Raw genomic sequence first — 21,375 nt, forward strand, 5'->3', positions numbered from 1 at the left:
CGCCGGACTGTTGACGCGCGGCCGTTGAGGACGCGCGTCGAAGCTTGCCGCTTCGGCGGTCCATCAGACGTTTCGAGGACATGACATCATGAAGACTATCTCTGCTGCGCGTGCGTTTGCCGCCGCGCTGCTCGGCCTCACCATCATGGGAGCGCCGAAGCTCGCCTTTGCCGGCATCAAGGACTACGAATTCCAGCTCGTCGAGCCGTCCGTCCAGGCCGGCGCCGACAGGATCGTCACGGTCAGGCTGGTGAACAAGACGACGGGGAAGGCGGTGCCGGACGCCGTCATCTTCGCCTCTCGCCTCGACATGGCTCCGGACGGCATGCAGGAGATGGCCACCAAGGTGACCGCCATGCCGGGCACGGAGCCGGGGACGTACCGCTTCAAGGCCAGCTTTGGCATGGCGGGGCGCTGGCAGCTCTCGCTTGGCGCCAAGGTGCAGGGCGAGACCGGCACGGTCGAAAGCAAGCTCGTCGTCACGGCGCAGAAATGAACCGCGCCATCGCGACGGGCGCGGCCGCTGCGATTTGCGCAGCGGCCGGCGCCGCCTTTCTCGTCGGCGGAATGCCGCGAGGAGGCTCGTTCGCCGCCCAGCCAATCGTTTCAGCCGCGGCAGCCGCCGAGCGCGGCGAGCCGATCTATTACTGGGATCCGGACGGCAAGCCGTTCTACTCACTCACGCCGAAGACGACGCCCGATGGCCGCGCTTGGCGCGGTGTGCCGGCGGGCGCCGACGTGAGCTTCGACGATCCCGAGGACGCGCCGGTGGACACCAGGGCTGCCGACGCGAAGGCCGAGCGGAAGATCAAGTACTATCGCAACCCGATGGGGCTGCCGGATACCTCGCCGGTGCCGAAGAAGGACCAGATGGGGATGGACTACATCCCCGTGTACGAGGGCGAGGACAGCGACGACGGCTCGGTGAAGCTTTCACCCGGCAAGATTCAGCGCACCGGTGCGAAATCGGAGCCGGTGGTGCGGCGGCCTGTCAGGTCGATCATCCGGGCGCCGGGGACCATCCAGGAGGACGAACGGCGCGTCTCGGTAGTGGCGCTGCGGTTCGAGGGCTTCGTCGAGAGCGTCGCGAACGTCACGACCGGCGATCATGTTCACAAGGGCCAGCCGCTCCTCAACGTGTACAGCCCGGCGCTGTCGAGCGCCGCCGCGGAATATCTCTCCGCCATCAGCGCCGGCGCGACCGGAAAGGAGCTCAAGGGCGCGCGTCGCAGATTGGAAAATCTCGCGACGCCCGAGCCGGCCATCAGGGAGCTCGAGCGCACCCGGGACATCTCGCTGTCGATTCCGTGGCTCGCACCGCAGGACGGCGAAATCCTGGAGCGAAACGCGGTGAACGGGATGCGCGCCGGACCAGGGGACGTTCTGTTCCGGATCGCCGACCACCGCCTGGTCTGGGCGCTCATCGATGTCGCCGAGCGCGATCTGACGCAGGTTGCGGTCGGCACGCAAGTGAGCATCAGGCCGCGCGCGCTCGCCGGCCAGAGCTTCGACGGCACCGTGGCGCTGATCTATCCCCATCTCAACGCCGCGACGCGAACCGCGCGCATCCGGATCGAGGTGCCCAATCCCGACGAGGTGCTGCGGCCGGAGATGTATGTCGATGCCGAGATCCAGGCCGGCACGCCGGGACCGGTACTGACGGTGCCGGAGAGCGCTGTGCTCGACAGCGGAAGCCGCCAGGCGGTTCTGGTCGACAAGGGCGAGGGACGCTTCGAGCCGCGGGACGTGAAGCTCGGCCGTCGCGGCGGCGGGCTCATTGAGGTGACCCAGGGCGTGTCGGAGGGCGAAGCCGTCGTCACCTCGGCCAATTTCCTGATCGATGCCGAGAGCAATCTGAAGGCCGCGCTGAAGGGGTTTGCCGAGACGCGCGGCGACAAGCCGGCCGAGCCGGCGGCCGGTGGCATGGGAGCGCGGCCATGATCGCCCGCGTCATCGCCTGGTCGGCGCGCAACCTGCTGCTGGTGCTGTTCGGCACCGGCTTCGCCGCCGCCGCAGGACTCTACGCGCTGGTCCACCTGCCGCTCGATGCCATTCCAGACCTCTCCGACACACAGGTCATCGTCTACACGGAGTATCCGGGCCAGGCGCCACAGGTGATCGAAGATCAAGTCACATATCCGCTCGCGACCGCGATGCTGACGGTGCCGAAATCCAAGGTCGTCCGCGGCTTCTCCTTCTTCGGGGTCTCGTTCGTCTACGTGATCTTCGAGGACGGCACCGACATCTACTGGGCACGCTCGCGGGTGCTCGAGTTCCTGAACGGCGCGGCGTCGCGGTTGCCGGCCGGAGTGACGCCGACCATCGGTCCGGACGCGACCGGCGTCGGATGGGTCTACCAATACGCCGTGATGTCCAAGGAGCTCAATCTCGCGGAGACGCGGACCATTCAGGACTGGAATCTCAAATTCGCGCTCGCCAAGGCGGAGGGCGTCGCCGAGGTGGCGAGCGTCGGCGGCTTCGTCAAGCAGTACAACGTTGTTCTCGATGCGCAGCGGATGCGCGACCTCGGCATCACCATGCAGAAGGTGCGGGACGCGATCCGCGCAAGCAACGCCGACGTCGGCGGGCGGACCGTCGAGCTGTCCGAGTTCGAATACATGATCCGGGGGCGCGGCTATCTCAAGAGCATCGACGATCTCGGCAACATCGTCCTGAAGACGGACAGGGGCACGCCCGTGCTGTTGCGGGACGTCTCCCGGGTCGAGCTCGGCCCTGACGAGCGGCGCGGCATCACCGAGCTGAACGGCGAGGGAGAAGTCGCCAGCGGCATCGTGCTCCAACGCTTCGGCATGAACGCGCTCGACGTCATCGAGAACGTCAAGAAGCGGTTCAAGGAGATCGCGACCAGCCTGCCGAAATCGGTCGAGATCGTTCCGGTCTACGACCGGTCGAACCTGATCTACGCGGCGATCGATACGCTCAAGCACACGCTTCTCGAGGAGAGCCTCGTCGTCGCGCTGGTGTGTGTCGTGTTCCTGCTGCATGTCCGCAGCGCGCTCGTCGCCATCCTGATGCTGCCCGTCGGCGTGCTGATGGCATTCGGGGCGATGAAGCTGCTCGGGATCGGCTCCAACATCATGAGCCTCGGCGGCATCGCCATCGCGATCGGTGCCATGGTGGACGCGGCGATCGTGATGATCGAGAACGCCCACAAGCACCTCGAACGCGCGCGGCCGGGCAAGTCTCGCATCGCCATCCTGGTCGAGGCCGCCTCGGAGGTGGGACCGGCGCTGTTCTTCAGTCTGCTGATCATCACCGTGTCGTTCATGCCGATCTTCACGCTGGAATCGCAGGAAGGGCGGCTGTTCAGCCCGCTTGCCTTCACCAAGACCTTCGCGATGGCCGCCGCCGCGCTGCTCTCGGTGACCCTGGTGCCGGCGCTGATGGTGATCTTCGTGCGGGGGCGGATCGTTCCGGAGCACCGAAACCCGATCAACCGCGTCCTGATCTGGATCTATCGCCCCGTCATCAAGGGCGTGCTGCGGGCGAAAACACTCGTCGTGCTGCTCGCCATCGCGGCGCTCGCGGTGACGATCTGGCCCGCGCGCCAGCTCGGCACCGAGTTCATGCCCAACCTCAACGAGGGCACGCTGCTCTACATGCCGACGACGCTGCCGGGCATCTCGGTCACCAAGGCGGCCGAGCTGATACAGACGCAGGACCGGATCATCAAGTCGTTTCCGGAAGTCGCGTCGGTCTACGGCAAGGCCGGCCGCGCCTCGACGTCGACGGATCCGGCGCCGACCGAAATGTTCGAGACCGTGGTCAATCTTAAGCCCAAGGAGCAGTGGCGGGCAGGGACCACCATCGACGGACTGATCGCCGAGATGGATCGGGCGCTGCAGTTCCCGGGCGTGTCGAACGCCTGGACGATGCCAATCAAGGCGCGCATCGACATGCTTTCGACCGGCATCCGGACGCCGGTGGGCGTCAAGGTCATCGGCACCGATCTTGTCGAGATCGACAGGCTGGCCAAGCAGGTGGAGCAGGTGCTGCGGGCGGTGCCCGGGACCTCGTCCGCCTACGCGGAACGTGGCGTCGGCGGCTACTACCTCGAGATCACGCCCGACCGATCGGCGCTCGCGCGCTACGGGATCATGGTCCAGGACGTTCAGGACACCATCGCCGCGGCGCTCGGCGGTCAGACCGTCACCACCACCGTCGAGGGTCGGCAGCGCTTCACCGTCAACATGCGCTACCCGCGCGATCTCAGGGACAACCCGAACAAGATCGCCGGCGACATTCTCGTTCCCATGCCGGCAGGCGGCGCCGTACCGCTCGCGGAGGTCGCGACCGTGCAGCTCGCCCGCGGCCCGACATCGATCCGCACCGAGAACGCCCAGCTCGCCACGTACGTCTATGTCGACATCCGCGACCGCGATCTCGGCGGCTATGTCGCCGATGCCCAAAGGGCGGTCCAGGCCGGCATCCAGTTTCCGCCGGGATATTACGTGGTCTGGAGCGGTCAGTACGAATATCTGGCGCGGGCCGCCGCCCGTCTGAAGATCGTCGTGCCGGCGACGCTGCTGATCATCTTCCTGCTGCTGTACCTGAATTTCAGGTCGGTTACCGAGACGCTGATCGTCATGCTGTCGCTGCCATTCGCGCTGGTCGGCGGGCTCTGGCTGATGTGGTGGCTGGGGTTCAATCTCTCCGTCGCAGTTGCCGTCGGGTTCATCGCGCTCGCCGGCGTCGCCGCCGAGACCGGCGTCGTGATGCTGATCTACCTCAACCATGCGCTTGCGGAGATCGAGCAGCGCCGCGCCGCCGAGGCGCGGAGCCTGAGCCGGGCCGACCTGCGGGAGGCGATCATGGTGGGAGCGGTCGAACGGGTCCGGCCAAAGATGATGACGGTCGTCGCCATCATGGCGGGATTGCTGCCGATCATGTGGAGCACCGGCACCGGCTCCGAAATCATGCAGCGCATTGCCGTTCCCATGATCGGCGGCATGATCTCGTCGACCTTGCTCACCCTGATCGTGATCCCGGCGATCTTCGGGCTGGTGAAGGGCTTCCGATTGCCGAATGACAACCAGGACCGGCAGTGTCATCGGCCCGGAGCCCATCAAGCAATGAGCGATCGGCTGCAGCGGTTATCCGCGAGATGATTGCTCCCGGCGCGCTGCAATGATTGGGAAAAAATGGCATCAGCCGGAACGTTCGCGGAGATGATTGAGTTGAAAATCATGGACGTTGCGGCACGGCTGATGGCCTGAGGGAAATGACTCTGCGGCGGATTCGCAGCACAGCCGCTCGAGGATCAGGATGTACAGGACTGCGATATACGATGAACTGCAGCAGGTGGAGCGCGAAGTCGTCGAAGGCGAACGGCGGCTCGCAGAGCAAGAGGCGCTCATTGTCGAAATGAAGCAGCAGAATGAGGACACGGCCAAAGCAGAGGCCGAGCTTGAACGAATGCGGGAAGAGCAGCGATGCCGCGATCAGGACCGGCAACGCCTGCTCTCGCTGCTGCAACCCTGAAATGATGCCCGCGATGAATACCGTCACGGTCGTGGCGGCAATGTCGCGCGATGATCGAGCGAGCGTCATTTGCAGCGCTCGACGCTGATGTTTGCTGGTGACGGCAGGGACGAGGGCTCGCTTCAGGCCAGAAGCGGACGCCGGGCCAGCAGTCAGCCCGGCCAGAACGGCGCCTGAGAGCGTCGGGACCGATGGTCGGAGGTCGGCCTGGCGGTGAAATCCGTACCTCGCCGGGCTTCCCCTGGGGCGCGGCATGGACTATCACGCTGCAACGCAAAAATCCCCAAAAAGACCCCATGATCCGCCTCGACAACGTCAGCAAGCAAGCCGGCCACCAGATCCTGTTCATCGAAGCCTCCGCGGCCCTCAACAAGGGCGAGAAGATCGGCCTCGTCGGGCCGAACGGCGCCGGCAAGACCACGCTGTTCCGCATGATCGCCGGCGAGGAACTGCCGGACGAAGGGCAGGTCTCGACCGATCGCGGCATCACCATCGGCTATTTCAACCAGGACGTCGGCGAGATGTCTGGCCACAGCGCCGTGGCCGAGGTGATGAATGGCGCGGGTCCCGTCAGCGAGGTCGCGGCCGAGCTGCGCGCGCTCGAGGCCGATATGGCCGATCCTGACAAGGCCGACCAGATGGAGGAGATCATCGCGCGCTATGGCGAGGTGCAGCACCGCTTCGAGGAGCTCGACGGTTATGCGCTGGACGGCCGTGCGCGCGAGGCGCTGTCCGGCCTCGGCTTCAGCCAGGAGATGATGGACGGCGACGTCGGCAAGCTCTCGGGCGGTTGGAAGATGCGCGTGGCGCTGGCGCGTATTCTCCTGATGCGGCCCGACGTCATGCTGCTCGACGAGCCGAGCAACCATCTCGACCTCGAAAGCTTGATCTGGCTGGAGAAATTCCTGCACGACTACGAAGGCACGCTGCTGATGACATCGCACGACCGCGAGTTCATCAACCGCGTGATCTCCAAGGTGATCGAGATCGATTCCGGCTCGCTCACCACCTATACAGGCGATTACGAGTTCTACGAGCAGCAGCGCGCGCAGAACGAGAAGCAGCAGCAGGCCCAGTTCGAGCGCCAGCAGGCCATGCTAGCCAAGGAGATCAAGTTCATCGAGCGCTTCAAGGCGCGCGCATCGCATGCCGCGCAGGTGCAGAGCCGGGTGAAGAAGCTCGACAAGATCGAGCGTGTCGAGCCGCCGCGCCGTCGCCAGACGGTGGCCTTCGACTTCCCGCCGGCGCCACGCTCGGGCGAGGACGTCGTCGCGCTCAAGAACGTGCACAAGGGGTACGGCAGCAAGCGCATCTATGACGGCCTCGATTTCATGATCCGCCGCAGGGAGCGCTGGTGCGTGATGGGCGTCAACGGCGCCGGCAAGTCCACGCTGCTCAAGCTCATCGCGGGTGCGAGCGAGCCGGACGAGGGCACGGTGGCGCTCGGCGGCAGCGTCAAGATGGGCTATTTCGCCCAGCACGCGATGGACCTGCTCGACGGCGAACGCACCGTGTTCCAGTCGCTGGAAGACCAGTTTCCGACCGCGGGGCAGGGCTCCTTGCGCGCGCTCGCCGGCTGCTTCGGCTTCTCCGGCGACGACGTCGAGAAGCGCTGCCGCGTGCTCTCAGGCGGCGAGAAGGCGCGCCTCGTGATGGCCAAGATGCTGTTCGATCCACCGAATTTCCTGGTGCTGGACGAGCCGACCAACCATCTCGACCTCGCCACCAAGGAGATGCTGATCACGGCGCTGTCGGATTTCGAGGGCACCATGCTGTTCGTCTCGCATGACCGCCACTTCCTGGCGACGCTGTCGAACCGCGTGCTGGAGCTGACGCCGGAGGGGATCCACCAGTACGGCGGCGGCTACACGGAATATGTCGCGCGCACCGGGCAGGAAGCGCCGGGGTTGCGATCGTAGCGAGCTACGTCAGGTTTCGCCGAAACCACTCCAGGCGCTTTTGCTCTTCTTCGGGAGATCGACGTTCCACGAGCACGAAGCCCACGAGGCGCTCATCCTGATCTGACCAGAAGCTGCCGTACCATTGGGGGGCGGCGAAGACTGTCACGGCAACCAGCTCCGTGGGATGCAACTTCTCCAGTGCGGACAGCAACAAAGGGAAGCCGCGTGTGACAATGCCGGCCTCCGTCGTGGTCGCCTGTCGTATTTTGTAAATTCGAAGCCAATGCTGTGCCGACGCAACGTTCGCTTCCTCTGCCGCCGGAACGATCCTGATCAGGTCAGGCTGACCCAGGAAATCAAGAGCTGCCTCGGTATCTTCGTCCGCTGGCAGCGTACCGATCATCTCCGCCAGCAATTCGACTGTCGTCACCGCAGCATCTCTCCGAGGAGCAGCCATAGTAACTTTCGTGCAGAGTTTGCCAAGGCATGTGATGCCGTTCGTTTCGCACTAGGGAAGCGCCGGGGTTGCGGAGCTAGTCCTTGCTCTTGCCCGCAATCGTGGCGATGGCCTCGATCTCGTTGGTCCATATCCCGCCGGAATAGCCGCGCGGGAGCCGGGCGAACAATTCGGGCGTATCGATGCCGGTGGAGAATTCGCCGCCGCTGTAGGGGCCGAGCACGAACACCGCGCTGTTGGCGCCGGTCATGCGGCCAAGGAAGCGATCGGGCCAGCCCCACAGCCAGGGGGCGACGTTGACCGGCACGAGCACCATCGCGTTGTGGCAGGCGGCGGGCACCAGGCCGGTCCAGCCATAGCCGATATAGCGGATCAGGCAGCTGCGGATGGCCGCGCGCGAAATCGTGCGGACATCGGGGGTGAGGCGGCGGACCTCCGCGATGGGCTCATCACCGCCATAGACCATGATCGCCCGGCGCCGCGCGACCGGCAGCGCATTCAGTACGCCGGCAAGTTTCTCGCCTTCACTGGCGTCCCGGCTCTTCACGTTGATGAGGAGTTTCTTGTCGGGGAAGGCCGCGAAAACTTCTGCCAATGTCGGCATCATTCCGATGCCCTTGCCGCGAAACGGGAAGGTCTTGCCGCCGTCGGCGGTGTAGCCGTAGCCGATATCGAGCTTCTTCAGCTTCGCCATGCTTTGCGCGCGCGTGACGCCCTGGCCGTCGGTGCGGCAATCGAGCGTCCAGTCGTGGAAGACGGCGAATTCGCCGTCGGTGGTCGGGTGCACGTCGAGCTCGACGACGTCGGCACCAGCCTCGAAGCTGGCCCGCATCGAACGCAGGGTGTTTTCGAGATAATCGTGGACCGGCGGCAGCATCCTCGTCGCGGTGCAGGTGTCGTTCTTCACGTCGCGCTCGTCGAAGCGCTGGGCCATGCCGCGATGAGCGAGCAGCACCGGCTTGCCGTCGCGATGCGGTGCCAGAAGGCTGGTGTTGTTGAGGTAGACGCCTGTCGCAACAGCGATCAGGGCTGCCGCTGCGAATCTGACTTTCCGGCCCACTAGAGATTCCCCATTCCGCGGTCATCGTCGACGGCGTTTGAGGTTGATTTGGGGCGGTCGCCGCGCATGGGCGTTGTCCGCGCTAAAACCAAGCGCGCAGAGTGCGGAGCGGTTGGCTGTGCGGTCCTCCGAGATCAGATGTCGAGCGCGCTGGAGATTTCGCCGAGGGTTGCTTTCTCGGCGTCGCTGACCTGAACGCCTCCACCGAACCAGCCTCCGCCTTCCGATGCAGCCTCAGCCGTCTTTTGACTGATTTGACGCAGCCAGTCCTTGAAGGCCGCGGCATCACCTGGCGCTTTTGCAGCAAGCTTCGTGGCAACCTCGCGCAACGAGTTGATCGTTTTGCTCTTGATCTCGGCCGGTGCGCTCTGGCCGAGTTCTGCCTTCAACCCGTCATGAGCGACGGCCCGGCCATCGCTCGTCTGGAAGTCGGCGACCACAGCCTTTACCAAAGGGTTGGCATTGGGATCGGTGGCCGCCTGGGCGAGCGCGGTGCCGCCGGCAAACGATTCCTTCAGAAGGCCGAACAATCCGCTCGGTGCGGCAGCCGTGATCGCCATGCCCGCATTCATCGGGCTTCTCAAGAGGAGCGCCCATTCATCCCTCGTGAAATTGGTCTTGTCGGCCATGAGTCTTCTCCTTTCAACCTGCCGGACGGGAGGCTGCGAAACACCTCCCGTCGCTTGAGGTGTGGCGAGTCTTGTTGCGTGTAGCGTCTCAGACTTTCGCCAGCTCGTCGAGCTTGGCACGAAGATTGTCGATCACAGGCTTTGCGATCGTGCCGGCCGGCGTCGCCGAGACCTTGTCGCACATCTCATTGATGGCCGGCGCGGCCGCGACGATCAGCTTGGCTAGCGCGCGTCGTGCTTCTGGCGAAAGCTTGGCCGCCCGCGCCGTGATGCCATCCAGTTGTGAGATGGCGTCGTTGATCTTCGGCATGGCCGCCTGCGCGCTGGCTTCATCGGTGATGGTTGGCAGTTGAGCCTTCAGCGTACCAAGGGACGAATTGACCTGGTTCGCCAGGTTCACCCCGTCAACGGTCAAATCCGCGGGTGCCATGCCGACGGTTGCGGTCGAGGGCCGCGTGGCAGTTGTACTCTGAGCGACCGTCTGCTCGGTCGGACGTTGAAGCGCATATAAGAAGGCAAAACCACCAAGGATAGCCAGCGCGACAAGCCAATACGGCCATTGCGTCCGGCCGGCGGCGATGGCGGCCTGGCTCGCGGCAGTGGCGCCGGAAGCGCCGGCGATCCGGCTCCCTGTGGCGGCGGCCGTCGCCATTCCACTGCGCGTTTGGTCGATCAGGCCCAAGGCGCTGAGTTGATCACCGAGCCCCGAGGGGATCGCCGCCATGAACTGATCTTTCTGCGATCGCAGAAGTGATGCCAGTCCGTTTGCATCTACCCCGGCGTCACGCTGCTGCCGACCGAGCATACCCAGGACCAACGGGCCCACCACGGCGAGCAACGACTTGCCGCCGGCATCACCCGTTCCCGCGAAGTTGCCGATCGCTTGGCCCATGGTGTCCATGGTTCGGCCTCCAAGCAGTCCGGACAACATGCTCGAACCCATCTGAGCAAGGCCCGGAGCGCCGGAGCTGTGCAGCAGATCGATGGGATTGTTGCCTTGCTGTTGGGACAGCAGTTTTGACAGTTGATTGGCGCCAGCCGGGGTTCCAACCAGATCGGACAGGCTGGCGAGTATTGTCGGGATGGCCGCTACAGCGGCCTTCTGCGCAGTGCTTTGGTCCATGCCGAGAAAGGAGGCGATCTTCGCGATGACTTCAGGGGTCAAGAGCTGTTGTGCAGCTGAAATGAGATTGACGGCCATGGCGGTCTCTCCACTACGTTGCAGGTGTGTTGGCTGCCCCCATAGTTCGATGTGACAGACGTCGATGGTTCCCAACGTCACGCAAGTTGAGATTGCATAAATCGTCCGGCCCTTTGATCCAGATCAATGGTCTCCGGTGCCGGTCGAATGTGAAGAGTTCCCCATCCGGCGAATCTAATTGAGAGGCATCGCTAATTCGCCGATGAGCCAAAGCGGCTATCGTGATGCTCTCACGTAACTTTGCGAGCAATGCAGGTGGATGGAAACGCCGCAAAGCGTCTCCGTTCGACACGCGAGCGGCGGTAGAACCGGTAACCTGGATGACCCATTCGAGGAGGTGGCGATGCGGATGCTCCGTTGGCTAATCCTGAGCAGTGCGATGATCCTGGTGATCACCTCGGCTACTGCTCAAACTTTCGATCCCAGGTCCCCTGTCTGCCTGCAGAAATGGGAGTGGGGTGGCAGCACCTATTTCGAATGCGCCTATACGACATGGGATCAGTGCCGGGTGGCGGCGATCGGACTTGCCGCGATGTGCCTGGAGAACCCTTACTGGCGGCGACCGCAGCCGAGGCTGTCAGGGGGCCGCCTGCGTCCTTCTGCCCCATACTGATGCGGCTTACTGACCTCGACGTGGCCCGTCCTGGGTCACTCGCAACCCGGCGATCAAGTCGCACCACATTTGTTAGCGCACCGACAGCATTCGTGACGGCGCACGGGTCGGCACGACCCTGGCCGCCTCACTCATCGACCTTCCTGAATTTGATCAAGCTGAACGAACCGATATCGGTCGTCCCCACGAAAGCGAAGCCGGCCAGGACAGCGAGCCCGCGGTACTCGGCTTCAGTGCGCTCGCAGCCGCCGGGGCCACGCAGCATATTGAGGTCGCTCATGATGCAGGAGCGGTCCTTGGGCTCTGTGGTGGCACGCTCCGGCATGATCCGCTCGACGAGGATCAGCGTGCCGCTCGACGGCAACGCCTGGCGGCAGTTGCGCAGAATGGCCTCGCAGCGGTCGTCCTTCCAATTGTGCAGGATGCTTTTCATCAAAATGGTGTCGGCCCCGCTTGGGACGATTTCGAAGAAGCTGCCGGCGACGAACCTGCAGCGGCCGGCAATGCCGAGCCGGCCGAAGCGTGCGCGCGCGTCCGCCTCGCAGCGCGCGAGGTCGAGGGTAATGCCTTGAAGATGGGGATTGCGCTCGAGCACGCCGCCAATCAATTCGCCGGTGCCGCCGCCGACATCCATGACGACGCGTGCGGCGGTAAAGTCGTGGGCCGCAACGATTTTCGGCACGATGCTTCGGGTGAGGCTGACCATTGCCGCGTTGAATCGACGGTTCCACTCCGTCGCGTGGCCTGTCACGGCATAGCGGTCGTCACCATCGCCACGCAGCTGCGTCGCAGTCTTTCCGGTGCGAACCGAATCGAGCAGTCCGCTCCAGGCTTGCGCGAGCATCTCGCCCTCGAACAGCACCCAATCCTTGAAGGACGGCTCGGCGCGCTCGTCGAGCTGCCGGCCGAGCTCGGTCATGGCGAAGCGGTCGTGGTCGGCCTGCCTGCACAGGCCAAGCGTCGTCAGGCCGATCAGCAATCTGCGCAATGCGCTCTCGTCGGCGGATACCAGACGGGCGAGCTCGGCCACCGATTTCGTCGCGTCGCCGATGGCCTCGGCGAGATTGAGCTTCGCGGCGGTATAGATCACCGCTGTGATGCGATGCGACTGCACCAGATCGTGGACGGATGCCGGCTGGTTCATGTGTTGCCTCCCTGGCAAACCCGCGTCAATCGGTCGGCACGAACCCGGTTGCCTGCACGATCGCCTTCCAGCGGTCGGATTCGGATGCGATCAGCCGGGCGAAGTCTCCCATCGCGATCACGTCGGGCTCGAAGGCCAGCTTCGCCATTCCGGATCGGACCTCGTCGGTGCGCACGGCCGCCTGGATCGAGGCATTGAGCTTTTCGACGATCGGCGCCGGCGTCTTCGCCGGAACGAAGAATGCAAACCATGTGAGGTCCTCGAGCGCCGGGTAGCCGGCTTCCCGCATCGTCGGCACCGCGGGTACGAACGGGCTGCGGCGTGGCCCGGTGGTCGCCAGCGCACGAAGATCGCCGGACTGGACCAGCCCGAGCGCGCTGCCGATCGGCATGACGGCCGCCGCAATCACGCCCTTGACCAGATCCTGGATCGCGCCACCGCCCTGATAGGGTACGTGAAGAAAATCGAAGCCGGCGCTGCGGCCAAGTGTCGTACCGAGAAAATGCAGCGTGGTTCCGGCGCCCGGCGTGCCGAAAGTGGCGAGCTTCGGATTGGCGCGGCACCAGGCCACGAAATCTGCCAGCGTCTTGACATCGGCCGGCACCTTTGGGCCGACCATCAGCAATGTCGGGGTCGAGGCGACGGTCGACACCGGCGTGAAATCGCTCGGCTGGTATCGCAAGCTCCGATAGACGTGCGGAAAGAACATCATGAAGCCCAGCGGCGCCAGTAGCATGACCGATCCGTCGGCGTCGGCATTCTTCACCGCCTCGACCGCGATGCGGCCGCCTGCGCCCGGCCGGGTCTCGACGACGATGATTTCCGCATAGTCGCTCATCTGGCCGGTCACGAGCCGCGCCAGGGCGTCCTGCAGTCCCGGCGTGAAGCCTGTCAGGACATGCACGGTCTTCGCGAGCGGCTGCGCGAGCACCGGCGCTACGCGATCCGCGACAGCGAGCACGATGCCGGCCGATGCGGTCAATACGTCACGACGTGTGATCATCACCTGTCTCCACGACCCGATCCAATGCGTCCGTGCAGGCTCTACCTGCGGGTGTAGCATTTCAGGAATGAACGAAACAGGCTTTCCCGGCGGCTTACTTTTTCCTTACCGGCCGCTTATTCTTGAGCGCGAGCAACGGAATATCGGCCATGGAACGCGGCGGGGACTTGGCTTGCGCTATTCGTTCGACGATTTCTCTCTCGACACCGATCGGCGCGAACTTTGCCGTGGTGCCGACGTCATCGCCATCGCGCCCCAGGTGTTCGACCTGCTGGGATATCTGATCGCCAATCGCGAGCGCGTCGTCAGCAAGGACGATTTGATCGACGCGATCTGGCAAGGCCGCGCCGTATCTGACGTCGCTCTGACCACCCGGCTCAATGCAGCGCGGAAGGCGATCGGCGATTCCGGAGACGAGCAGCGGCTTATCAAGACCTTTCCACGCAGGGGTATCCGCTTCGTCGCGACTGTGCGCGAGGCGCTCGGGCCGGCAACAGCAGCCGCCAGCAGACCGCCCACTCCCGCCGCGGGCAAGCCGTCGCTCGTGGTCCTGCCCTTTGCCAATGTGAGCCCCGATCCCGCGCAGGACTATTTCGTCGATGGCGTGACGGAGAGCCTCACCACGGACCTGTCGCGGATGGCCGGCATCTACGTAATCGGCCGGAACACCGCCTTCACGTTCAAGAAGGCGCAGGCCGATTTGAAGCAGATCGGCCGCGAGCTCGGCGTTCGCTACGTGCTCGCTGGCTCGGTGCAGCGGGCGGGAAGCCGGATGCGCATCAACGTCCAGCTCATTGACGCCGAGACCGGCAATCATTTGTGGGGCGAACGGTTCGATAAGGAGGTCGCCGACCTCTTTGACATGCAGGACGAGATCGGCGCCCGCCTTGCCAATCAACTTGGAACCGAGCTGGTCGTGGTGGAGGCCCGGCGCGCGGCGACGATGCCGAACCCTGACTCGATGGACCTGTACTTCCAGGGCATGGCCTATCTGAATCGCGGAACCGATCCTGCAACCCTGTCGCAGGCTCGTCCGTTCTTCGAACAGGCGCTCCGCCTCGACGCCACCAACGTCGAGGCCATGGTGGGCATCGCCGACGTCGATGCCATGCGAGCGACGTCCAGATTGATAGACCGGACGGTGCCCCTGCGGGCGGTCGAGGAGTCCTTGGTGCCGATACTTGCCCGGGCGCCCAATCACGCGAGAGCGCATTGCCTGATGGGTGTCGTCCAGATCTTCACCAGGCGCGCCGCCCAGGGCATTGCCGAATGCGAGCGGGCCTTGGTGCTGGATCGAAACCTGGCGACCGCCCATGGGTGGATAGGGCTCGGTAAATGCTATCTCGGCCGAGCCGAGGAGACCGAAGCCCACATCATGGAAGCATTCAGGCTTTCGCCTCGCGACACAAAGGCCTCGTCCTGGATGAATACGGCAGGCGTCGCACAATCCTATCTCGGAGCGGACGAAGCTGCCGCGCGATGGTTCAAGCGATCGATCGCGATCAACCGGAACATCGCTCCGTTCGTACATTTCTTTCTCGCAGCCGCGTTAGCTCATCTCGGGCGGAACGACGAAGCACGGGACGTCGTGCAGGCGGGGCTCAGCCTCACGCCCGGGTTCAGCATCGCGCAATACGACGTGAGCTCTCCAACCGATAACCCAATCTGCCTGAAACAGCGAATTCGCGTCGCCGAGGGTCTACGCAAGGCAGGCCTTCCTGAGGCGTAAATGGAGAGCAGGAGAGCGAAACAGTGATGAAGCAACTGCGGATCGGCGACGTCACGATCGATGCGGTGATTGAGCGGGAAGGGCCATGGCGGCGGCCGCAGGATTTTTTCCCGGCCTATGACGAGGGCGTGTTCGCCCGGCATCTGCCGACGATGGAGCCGGAGGTGTTCGATGCTGCGCGCGGCATGATGGTGATCACCTATCAGACCTTTGTGATGCGCACGCCGCGCTACACGATCCTGGTCGATACTTGCACTGGCGAGGACAAGGGCCATCCGCCGCCGTTCGACTTCCCCGGCAAGGAGCGTTGGCGCAACGAATTGTTCGCGCTCAGGATCGGCTTCGAGCAGATCGACTACGTGTTCTGCACGCATCTGCACATCGATCACACCGGCTGGAACACGACCTTGCGCGACGGCCGCTGGGTGCCGACGTTTCCGAACGCGACATACGTCTTTCACAAGGACGAGTATGCGGCCTGGGAAGCCGAGCACGCCAAGGGCAATAATCCGCCGGGCACCGTGTTTCGTGACAATTGCCTGCCGATCGTCGAGGCCGGGCAGGCGCTCCTGGTCGATGACGACTACGCGCTCGACGACACCGTCACGCTGACGCCGACGCCGGGGCATTCGCCCTGTCATTGCTGCGTGAACATCTTTTCGAGAGGTCAGCGCGCGGTGGTCGCGGGCGATCTGATGCATCACCAGATCCAATGCCGCGAGCCGGACTGGTCGGCGAAGCCGGATTGGGATCCAAAACAGTCGGCGGTGTCGCGGCGGACGTTCTTCGCCTCCGTCGCGGACACGGACACGCTGATCCTGCCGGTGCATTTCCCGGCGCCGACGGTGGGGCTGATCAAGCCGTTCGGAGCCGCGTTCGATTATCGGTTCAGGCGGGAGTGATCGCCGTCATGGCCGGGCCTGTCCCGGCCATGACGGCCTTTGCTACACGGAAACAAGAACGTGAATGCCCGGGACATCTAGCGCGAAGACGCGCTTCTGCCCGGGCATGACGAGTTCGTGGAGCGACCGCGCGTCGGACGATCTAATACGTGAAGAACATCCGCTGAATTTCCTTGGTGTCGGTCGTCTTGGTCAGCGCCAGCATCAGCAGGATCCGCGCCTTCTGCGGATTGAGCGTATCAGAGACGACGAAGTCGTGTTCGTCGTCCTTGGCTTCCCCGTTGCGCGCGACGATGCCGTTGCCGACACGGCTGCTTCTGACGATCACGACCCCCTTCTTGCGGGCCTCATCGAGAGCCGGCTCGACCGCGGGCCGGGCAAGACTGCCGTCACCCACGCCGGCATGCACGATGCCCTTGGCCCCGGCGGCGACGAAGGCGTCGACCGCGACGCGGTTCATGTTGGCGTAGCCGTAGACGATATCGACTTGCGGCAGGGCATCGAGGTTGGAGATGTCGAATTCGGAGTCCGCGGTGTGCCGGCGCGTCGATTGGCGATAGAAGTACGGCTTGTTGCCCTGCATGTAGCCGAGAAAGCCGAGTTCCGGGGTGCGGAAGGTGTCGGCCGTCGAGGTGTTGTTCTTGGTGACGTCGCGCGCCGCGTTGATCTGATCGTTGAGAGCCACGAGCACGCCCTTGCCGACGGCCTCGTCACTGCCTGCGAGGATCACCGCATTGAAGAGGTTGATCGGCCCGTCGGCGCTGATCGCCGTCGACGGCCGCATCGCGCCGACGATGACGACGGGCTTCCTGCTCTTGACGACCAGGTTCAGGAAATAGCTGGTCTCCTCGATCGTATCGGTGCCGTGCGTGATCACGATCCCGTCCACGTCATCCTGCGCGAGGAGCGTGTTGACGCGCTTTGCAAGCTTGAGCCAGTAGTCATTGTTCATGTTCTCGCTGGCGATCTGGAAGACCTGCTCGCCCTTGACGTTAGCCACCGTTTTCAGTTCGGGGACGGCGTTCAGGAGGGTCTCTATGCCCACCGTGGCTGCGGTGTAGCCGACCACGGTGGTGCTGCTCGCGCCGCTGCCGGCGATCGTACCGCCGGTGGCCAGAACCATGACGTTGGGTAGACCGGGACCCCTCGCGTTCGCAGCTTCAAGACTGATGAGCAGCGCGAACAGCAAGCTCACTGTCGCCATGATCTGATGACGCACTCGAAGTTGCCACATCTTGACGTCCCTTTCCTGGAAACCTTCGTCAATGCGCCCCGTTTCGCTCAGCACTGCATGATCCGTCAGCCGGAGCTTTCTGTCTAGGGTTGTAGTATCGCCGGATGAGTTGGCTGGCTGGAGTGCGCGGCGCCCGCGGGGTGGCGGCGACGATTCTCCCACCCTCTATCTCCATTCGGAAACCAGAACGCGAATGCCCGGGCCTTCGCCTCGCCGAAGAGGCTTCGGCCTCGCAGGCGGGACAAGCCCGGGCATCGAGTTCGTGGCACGAGCGATTGCTCGCTAAAGCGGCAGTAAGTTCAGAGAAGCCGCAGCTCCGCGGGCGCTACGCGCTGACTTCGCACTTCTTCATGAAGCTGCTCTTGGCGGCGCCGGCGAGCGGCTTGCCATCGGCGCTGACGGCCTTGGGCGCGCAGGCGTCCGCCTTGCACTTCTTCAGGAACGAGGTCTTGGCGGCGCCGGCCAGCGGCTTGCCGTCCTTGCCGACGGCCTTGCTCTCGCAGGTGTCGTCCGCGAAGGCCGAGCCTGCTGCAAAGGTGGCAACGATTGCTGCGAGGAAAATCCGCTTCATCATGGGTGTCTCCCTAAACCAGAAATGGCATGCGGATTGGAGCCGCGAATCGTGGCGCAATCAAGCAGGATCGCGCGCCACATGCTCAATCGCAGCTGTTGCCATTCATCTGCGGTTCAGATTCCGCGCGCGAGCAACGCCTTGAAATCGGCCCGTGCGCGCTGCGCCTCGGCGCGCGCCGCCTCGGAAGCATCACCGAGGCCGAAATAGCCGTGGATCAGGCCGGGGCCCTCATGCTGCCTCACCGGCACGCCGGCACCTTCCAGCGCCCGCGCATAGGCGGCGCCTTCGTCACGCAGCGGATCGAACCAGGCGGTGGTCACGACCGCCGGCGCGAGACCTTTGAACGAGGTGACGCGGAGCGGGGAGACGCGCCAATCGGCGGCGTGAGTGGAGTCGGCAAGGTAGTGGCCGCAAAACCATTGCATCGTGGCACGCGTGAGGAAGTAGCCGTCCGCATTTTCCGCGCGTGAGGGAAAGCGCGCGTTCTCGCTGACGTCGGCATAGAGGCCGACCGTATCGGTCACGGGATAGACCAGCAGCTGCGCGGCAAGCCTGATGCCGGCATCGCGGCAGGCGATCGCGGTGGTGGCCGCGAGATTGCCGCCGGCGCTGTCGCCGGCAACGCCGAAGCGCTTGGCATCGCCGCCAAATTCCGCGACGCGGCCAAACACGTCGCTGACCGCTGCGAAGGCGTCCTCGAAGGCGCCGGGAAAGCGGGTTTCCGGCGGGCGGCGATAATCGACGGAGACGACGACGGCGCCGGTCTCGATCGCGAGATTGCGCGCCTGGCGGTCATGCGTTTCGAGATCGCCCGCGACCCAGCCGCCGCCATGGAAGAACACCACCGTCGGCGCCGGCGTGGTGCCGACCCGGTAGACACGCGCATCGAGCGGCCCGGCGCCGCCCTTCACCTTGATATCCTGCACGCTGGCGACGGGCGGCGGCGGCACCGCCGCGCGCGAGGCAGCCAGTTCGCGCAAGGAATCGCGAGCGCTCTGTGGCGTCATCGTGGTGGGATCGCGCAGCGGCAGCAGCGGAATGATCTGGGCGATGACGGGATCGAGCGGTGCAGGCATGATGATCCTCATAAGGGTTCTTGGTCTTGCTTGCGCGCTAGCATAGATTTGGCGCGCCGCATCGGCAACCGCAGACGCGTTACGATTGCAATGCGCGCGAACGCAGGGGCAGGGAGGTTCTAGGGTGGAATTCGAGACGCTGATCCAGTCGCGCCGCAGTGTACGCGGTTTCAAGCAGCAGCAGGTAGCCCGTTCTGTGATCGAGGCGATCATCGACAGCGCCAAGCGCGCGCCGTCGTCGATGAACACCCAGCCTTGGCATGTCCACGTGCTGACTGGCGCGCCGCTGGAAGAGGTGCGCCGACGCAACATGGAGGAGATGGTTGGCGGCGCCAAGGTCAAGCGCGACATCGTCAGCCATGGCGAGTACCAGGGCGTGCACCGCACCCGGCAGGTCGACATCGCCAAGAAACTGTTCGGCGCAATGGGCATTGCGCGCGACGACAAGCCGATGCGGCAGGACTGGGTGCTGCGCGGCTTCCGCCAATTCGACGCGCCGGTCTCGCTGGTCCTCACCTATGACCGCGTGCTCGATCCCGGCGCGGTCTGCCATTTCGATCTCGGCGCGCTCTGCTACGGCATCGTGCTCGCGGCCTGGGACCGCGGTCTCGGGTCCGTCATCAACGGGCAGGGCATCATGCGTTCCGACATCGTGCGCGAAGTCGCCAGAATTCCAGAGGACGAGGTCATCATGACCTGCGTGGCGATGGGCTATCCCGACGACAACTTTGCCGCGAACGCGGTGCGCTCGGATCGCGAGCACAACGCGGAGTTCGTGCGCTACGTCGGTTTTGCCGATTAGCACGACGATTCATGGGGAGGAGAATATTCTCTCGCGGAAATTTTTGGTGCGGAGTCGTTACGGCCTCTTGCAATCTCGATCGTGCAGGAGGAACAATATGCGGGCTAAAGGGTTTGTTGCTGGCGCGAGGGAATTGATATGCGGCGGCTGGCTAGCCTGGTTCGGTGGTTCTTCGGTCCGCGAGTGCGGCGCCCGATCGATGAGGATCCAAGTCTTCCCTTCACACCTGAAGAGTTCAGCAGGCTCATACGCAGCGGCAGACGCGAGGACATGAGGCTGCTTGCGGAAGGCCTGGCTTGCCGGTCGATGCCGCAGCGGGCCAAATTCCGGGCCACGCACTAAGGCGCGATGAAGCGTCATCGCGAAGACGAGATCGACGCGCTCATCGCGTGAGCGCGACCTGCTTGAATGAGCTCACCAGCACCTTCTCAAGCTTCCCATTCATCCCGCAGAGAATGTTGTAGGCCTCCGTGCGTGGCATGGTCGGCTTGTAGTGGCGGTGCTCGATCAGCGCCGCAAAGATGTCGGAGATGGTGAGAATACGGACGATGTCGCTGATGTTCTCGGCGCAGAGCGCGTCCGGATAGCCACTGCCGTCGAGATATTCGTGATGATGCCTGACGGCATCGAGGATCTCCGGCGTGATCTTGTCGTGGTTTTTCAGAAAATCGTAGCCGGCGGCAGGATGGGTCTCGATCATGGCGCGCTCTTCCGGATCGAGCCGGCCGGGCTTGTCGAGGATGGCGAGGGGAATCTGGGCCTTGCCGATGTCGTGGAACATCGCCGCCGTGTACAGGCGCTCGAGGTCTGCGGGGCGGACGCCGAGGCTCAAGCCGAAGTCGATGGCGACGCCGGTGACCAGCAGGCAATGCTGGTAGGTTCCCTCGTGGTGGCGACGTACCGTCGTGAGCCATTCGGACAGGCCGTGCTGGGTGATGCGATCGGCGATCTGGCGACCGGCTTCCTTGGTGCCGTCCACGTCGAGCGGCTGGCCAAGCGTGACGGCGGTGAACATCGAGGCGATGGCGGTCGCCGCGGCCTCGACCGCGTTGTCCGGCCCGGCCGGATCATTCGACAAGGCCGAGGCCGGGTCGGCAGGATCGGACAGCGCCGCCAGCAGTCTGGTCCGGGTGACCATCGCCGGAAGCACGAGAGTGGCGCCGAGCGCATAGGCCTGTGAAATGCCGACGTGAGAGGTGTGCTCGAGCAGGAAGATGCGCTTCTTCGCCTTGGCGAGCTTGCCGGCGCGCTTCTTGATGGCGGCGATATTGTCGACGTCGCGTAGCTCCGCGCGGATGACGATGGCGGACGGCACCTGCGACAGCTTGGCGTCGGCATCGAGCCGTTCACCGGCGACGGTAAATCTCTCTTCGAGGATCGAGCGAATGCCCGACAGTTTGTCGGACGTGTCGGCCAGCACTTGCACGAGAGGGCGCGCGGCCTCCGTTTCCCGGATACCGTCTCGATTGACGGGGTTTTGTATGGTTCGCGCGTTCTGCACGGTCTGACCTGGACGTTACCGCATTTGCTTCAAATCGCTGGATGAAT

The 21,375-nt window shown here is 64.3% G+C and carries 19 protein-coding genes; 8 read left to right on the forward strand and 11 right to left on the reverse strand.

Annotation, left to right across the window (positions count from 1 at the left end):
* Positions 1-88: 88 nt before the first annotated feature.
* The 3 genes from WN72_RS22170 to WN72_RS22180 are packed head-to-tail and all read left to right on the forward strand — an operon-like array spanning position 89 to position 5,129.
* Positions 89-496: a FixH family protein gene (locus tag WN72_RS22170; RefSeq protein ID WP_092220081.1), complete on the forward strand. Its 408-nt coding sequence runs from the start codon at positions 89-91 to the stop codon at positions 494-496.
* A complete protein-coding gene (locus WN72_RS22175; RefSeq protein WP_092220079.1) occupies positions 493-1,941 on the forward strand; it encodes an efflux RND transporter periplasmic adaptor subunit in 1,449 nt (482 codons plus the stop codon). Before WN72_RS22170 ends, WN72_RS22175 begins: the two co-directional genes overlap by 4 nt.
* On the forward strand, positions 1,938-5,129 hold the full coding sequence (locus tag WN72_RS22180) for an efflux RND transporter permease subunit (RefSeq protein ID WP_244553992.1): 3,192 nt from the start codon (positions 1,938-1,940) through the stop codon (positions 5,127-5,129). Before WN72_RS22175 ends, WN72_RS22180 begins: the two co-directional genes overlap by 4 nt.
* 76 nt (positions 5,130-5,205) lie before the next feature.
* Here the strand turns inward: WN72_RS22180 and WN72_RS22185 are convergent, their stop codons facing one another.
* Entirely contained in the window at positions 5,206-5,571 is a 366-nt protein-coding gene (locus tag WN72_RS22185) for a hypothetical protein (RefSeq protein ID WP_194483030.1), read from the reverse strand.
* Between the two features lie 227 nt (positions 5,572-5,798).
* Between WN72_RS22185 and WN72_RS22190 the strand changes: the two genes are divergently transcribed.
* On the forward strand, positions 5,799-7,421 hold the full coding sequence (locus tag WN72_RS22190) for an ABC-F family ATP-binding cassette domain-containing protein (RefSeq protein ID WP_027557696.1): 1,623 nt from the start codon (positions 5,799-5,801) through the stop codon (positions 7,419-7,421).
* Positions 7,422-7,425: 4 nt separating this feature from the next.
* Here the strand turns inward: WN72_RS22190 and WN72_RS22195 are convergent, their stop codons facing one another.
* The 4 genes from WN72_RS22195 to WN72_RS22210 form a co-directional block, all read right to left on the reverse strand.
* Positions 7,426-7,833: a hypothetical protein gene (locus WN72_RS22195; protein WP_143130828.1), complete on the reverse strand. Its 408-nt coding sequence runs from the start codon at positions 7,831-7,833 to the stop codon at positions 7,426-7,428.
* 103 nt (positions 7,834-7,936) lie between these two features.
* Positions 7,937-8,920, reverse strand: coding sequence for a glycerophosphodiester phosphodiesterase family protein (locus WN72_RS22200; protein WP_092220073.1), 984 nt, complete (start codon positions 8,918-8,920; stop codon positions 7,937-7,939).
* A gap of 134 nt (positions 8,921-9,054) precedes the next feature.
* Positions 9,055-9,549 (reverse strand): hypothetical protein, encoded by a 495-nt coding sequence (locus WN72_RS22205; protein ID WP_092220071.1) that lies wholly within the window; start codon positions 9,547-9,549, stop codon positions 9,055-9,057.
* Positions 9,550-9,637: 88 nt separating this feature from the next.
* Positions 9,638-10,750: a DUF937 domain-containing protein gene (locus tag WN72_RS22210; RefSeq protein ID WP_092220069.1), complete on the reverse strand. Its 1,113-nt coding sequence runs from the start codon at positions 10,748-10,750 to the stop codon at positions 9,638-9,640.
* 379 nt (positions 10,751-11,129) lie between these two features.
* Between WN72_RS22210 and WN72_RS22215 the strand changes: the two genes are divergently transcribed.
* Complete coding sequence (locus tag WN72_RS22215; RefSeq protein ID WP_231164379.1) at positions 11,130-11,363, forward strand: DUF3551 domain-containing protein; 234 nt, start codon at positions 11,130-11,132, stop codon at positions 11,361-11,363.
* 127 nt (positions 11,364-11,490) lie between these two features.
* On the opposite strand, the gene WN72_RS22220 is transcribed toward WN72_RS22215, so the two are convergent.
* The gene (locus WN72_RS22220; RefSeq protein ID WP_027557702.1) at positions 11,491-12,507 is read right to left on the reverse strand and encodes a methyltransferase; all 1,017 of its coding nucleotides are present in this window, start codon (positions 12,505-12,507) and stop codon (positions 11,491-11,493) included.
* Between the two features lie 25 nt (positions 12,508-12,532).
* Positions 12,533-13,510: a Bug family tripartite tricarboxylate transporter substrate binding protein gene (locus WN72_RS22225; RefSeq protein ID WP_092220067.1), complete on the reverse strand. Its 978-nt coding sequence runs from the start codon at positions 13,508-13,510 to the stop codon at positions 12,533-12,535.
* A 172-nt stretch (positions 13,511-13,682) separates the two neighbouring features.
* Between WN72_RS22225 and WN72_RS22230 the strand changes: the two genes are divergently transcribed.
* Both WN72_RS22230 and WN72_RS22235 read left to right on the forward strand, forming a co-directional pair.
* Positions 13,683-15,239 carry a winged helix-turn-helix domain-containing protein gene (locus WN72_RS22230; RefSeq protein ID WP_027557704.1) on the forward strand — a complete coding sequence of 519 codons (1,557 nt, stop codon included), beginning with the start codon at positions 13,683-13,685 and terminating at the stop codon, positions 15,237-15,239.
* Positions 15,240-15,265: 26 nt separating this feature from the next.
* Positions 15,266-16,141, forward strand: coding sequence for an MBL fold metallo-hydrolase (locus WN72_RS22235; protein WP_092220065.1), 876 nt, complete (start codon positions 15,266-15,268; stop codon positions 16,139-16,141).
* A gap of 142 nt (positions 16,142-16,283) precedes the next feature.
* On the opposite strand, the gene WN72_RS22240 is transcribed toward WN72_RS22235, so the two are convergent.
* The 3 genes from WN72_RS22240 to WN72_RS22250 form a co-directional block, all read right to left on the reverse strand.
* Positions 16,284-17,375, reverse strand: coding sequence for a type II asparaginase (locus tag WN72_RS22240; protein ID WP_092220063.1), 1,092 nt, complete (start codon positions 17,373-17,375; stop codon positions 16,284-16,286).
* A gap of 325 nt (positions 17,376-17,700) precedes the next feature.
* Entirely contained in the window at positions 17,701-17,949 is a 249-nt protein-coding gene (locus WN72_RS22245; RefSeq protein ID WP_035729798.1) for a hypothetical protein, read from the reverse strand.
* A 113-nt stretch (positions 17,950-18,062) separates the two neighbouring features.
* The gene (locus WN72_RS22250) at positions 18,063-19,025 is read right to left on the reverse strand and encodes an alpha/beta hydrolase (RefSeq protein WP_092220117.1); all 963 of its coding nucleotides are present in this window, start codon (positions 19,023-19,025) and stop codon (positions 18,063-18,065) included.
* Between the two features lie 124 nt (positions 19,026-19,149).
* Between WN72_RS22250 and WN72_RS22255 the strand changes: the two genes are divergently transcribed.
* The gene (locus tag WN72_RS22255) at positions 19,150-19,827 is read left to right on the forward strand and encodes a nitroreductase (RefSeq protein WP_027557709.1); all 678 of its coding nucleotides are present in this window, start codon (positions 19,150-19,152) and stop codon (positions 19,825-19,827) included.
* 382 nt (positions 19,828-20,209) lie between these two features.
* Here the strand turns inward: WN72_RS22255 and WN72_RS22260 are convergent, their stop codons facing one another.
* On the reverse strand, positions 20,210-21,328 hold the full coding sequence (locus WN72_RS22260; protein WP_027557711.1) for an HD-GYP domain-containing protein: 1,119 nt from the start codon (positions 21,326-21,328) through the stop codon (positions 20,210-20,212).
* Between the last annotated feature and the right edge of the window lie 47 nt (positions 21,329-21,375).

This window comes from Bradyrhizobium arachidis (assembly GCF_015291705.1).
In the GTDB taxonomy this organism is placed as follows: domain Bacteria; phylum Pseudomonadota; class Alphaproteobacteria; order Rhizobiales; family Xanthobacteraceae; genus Bradyrhizobium; species Bradyrhizobium arachidis.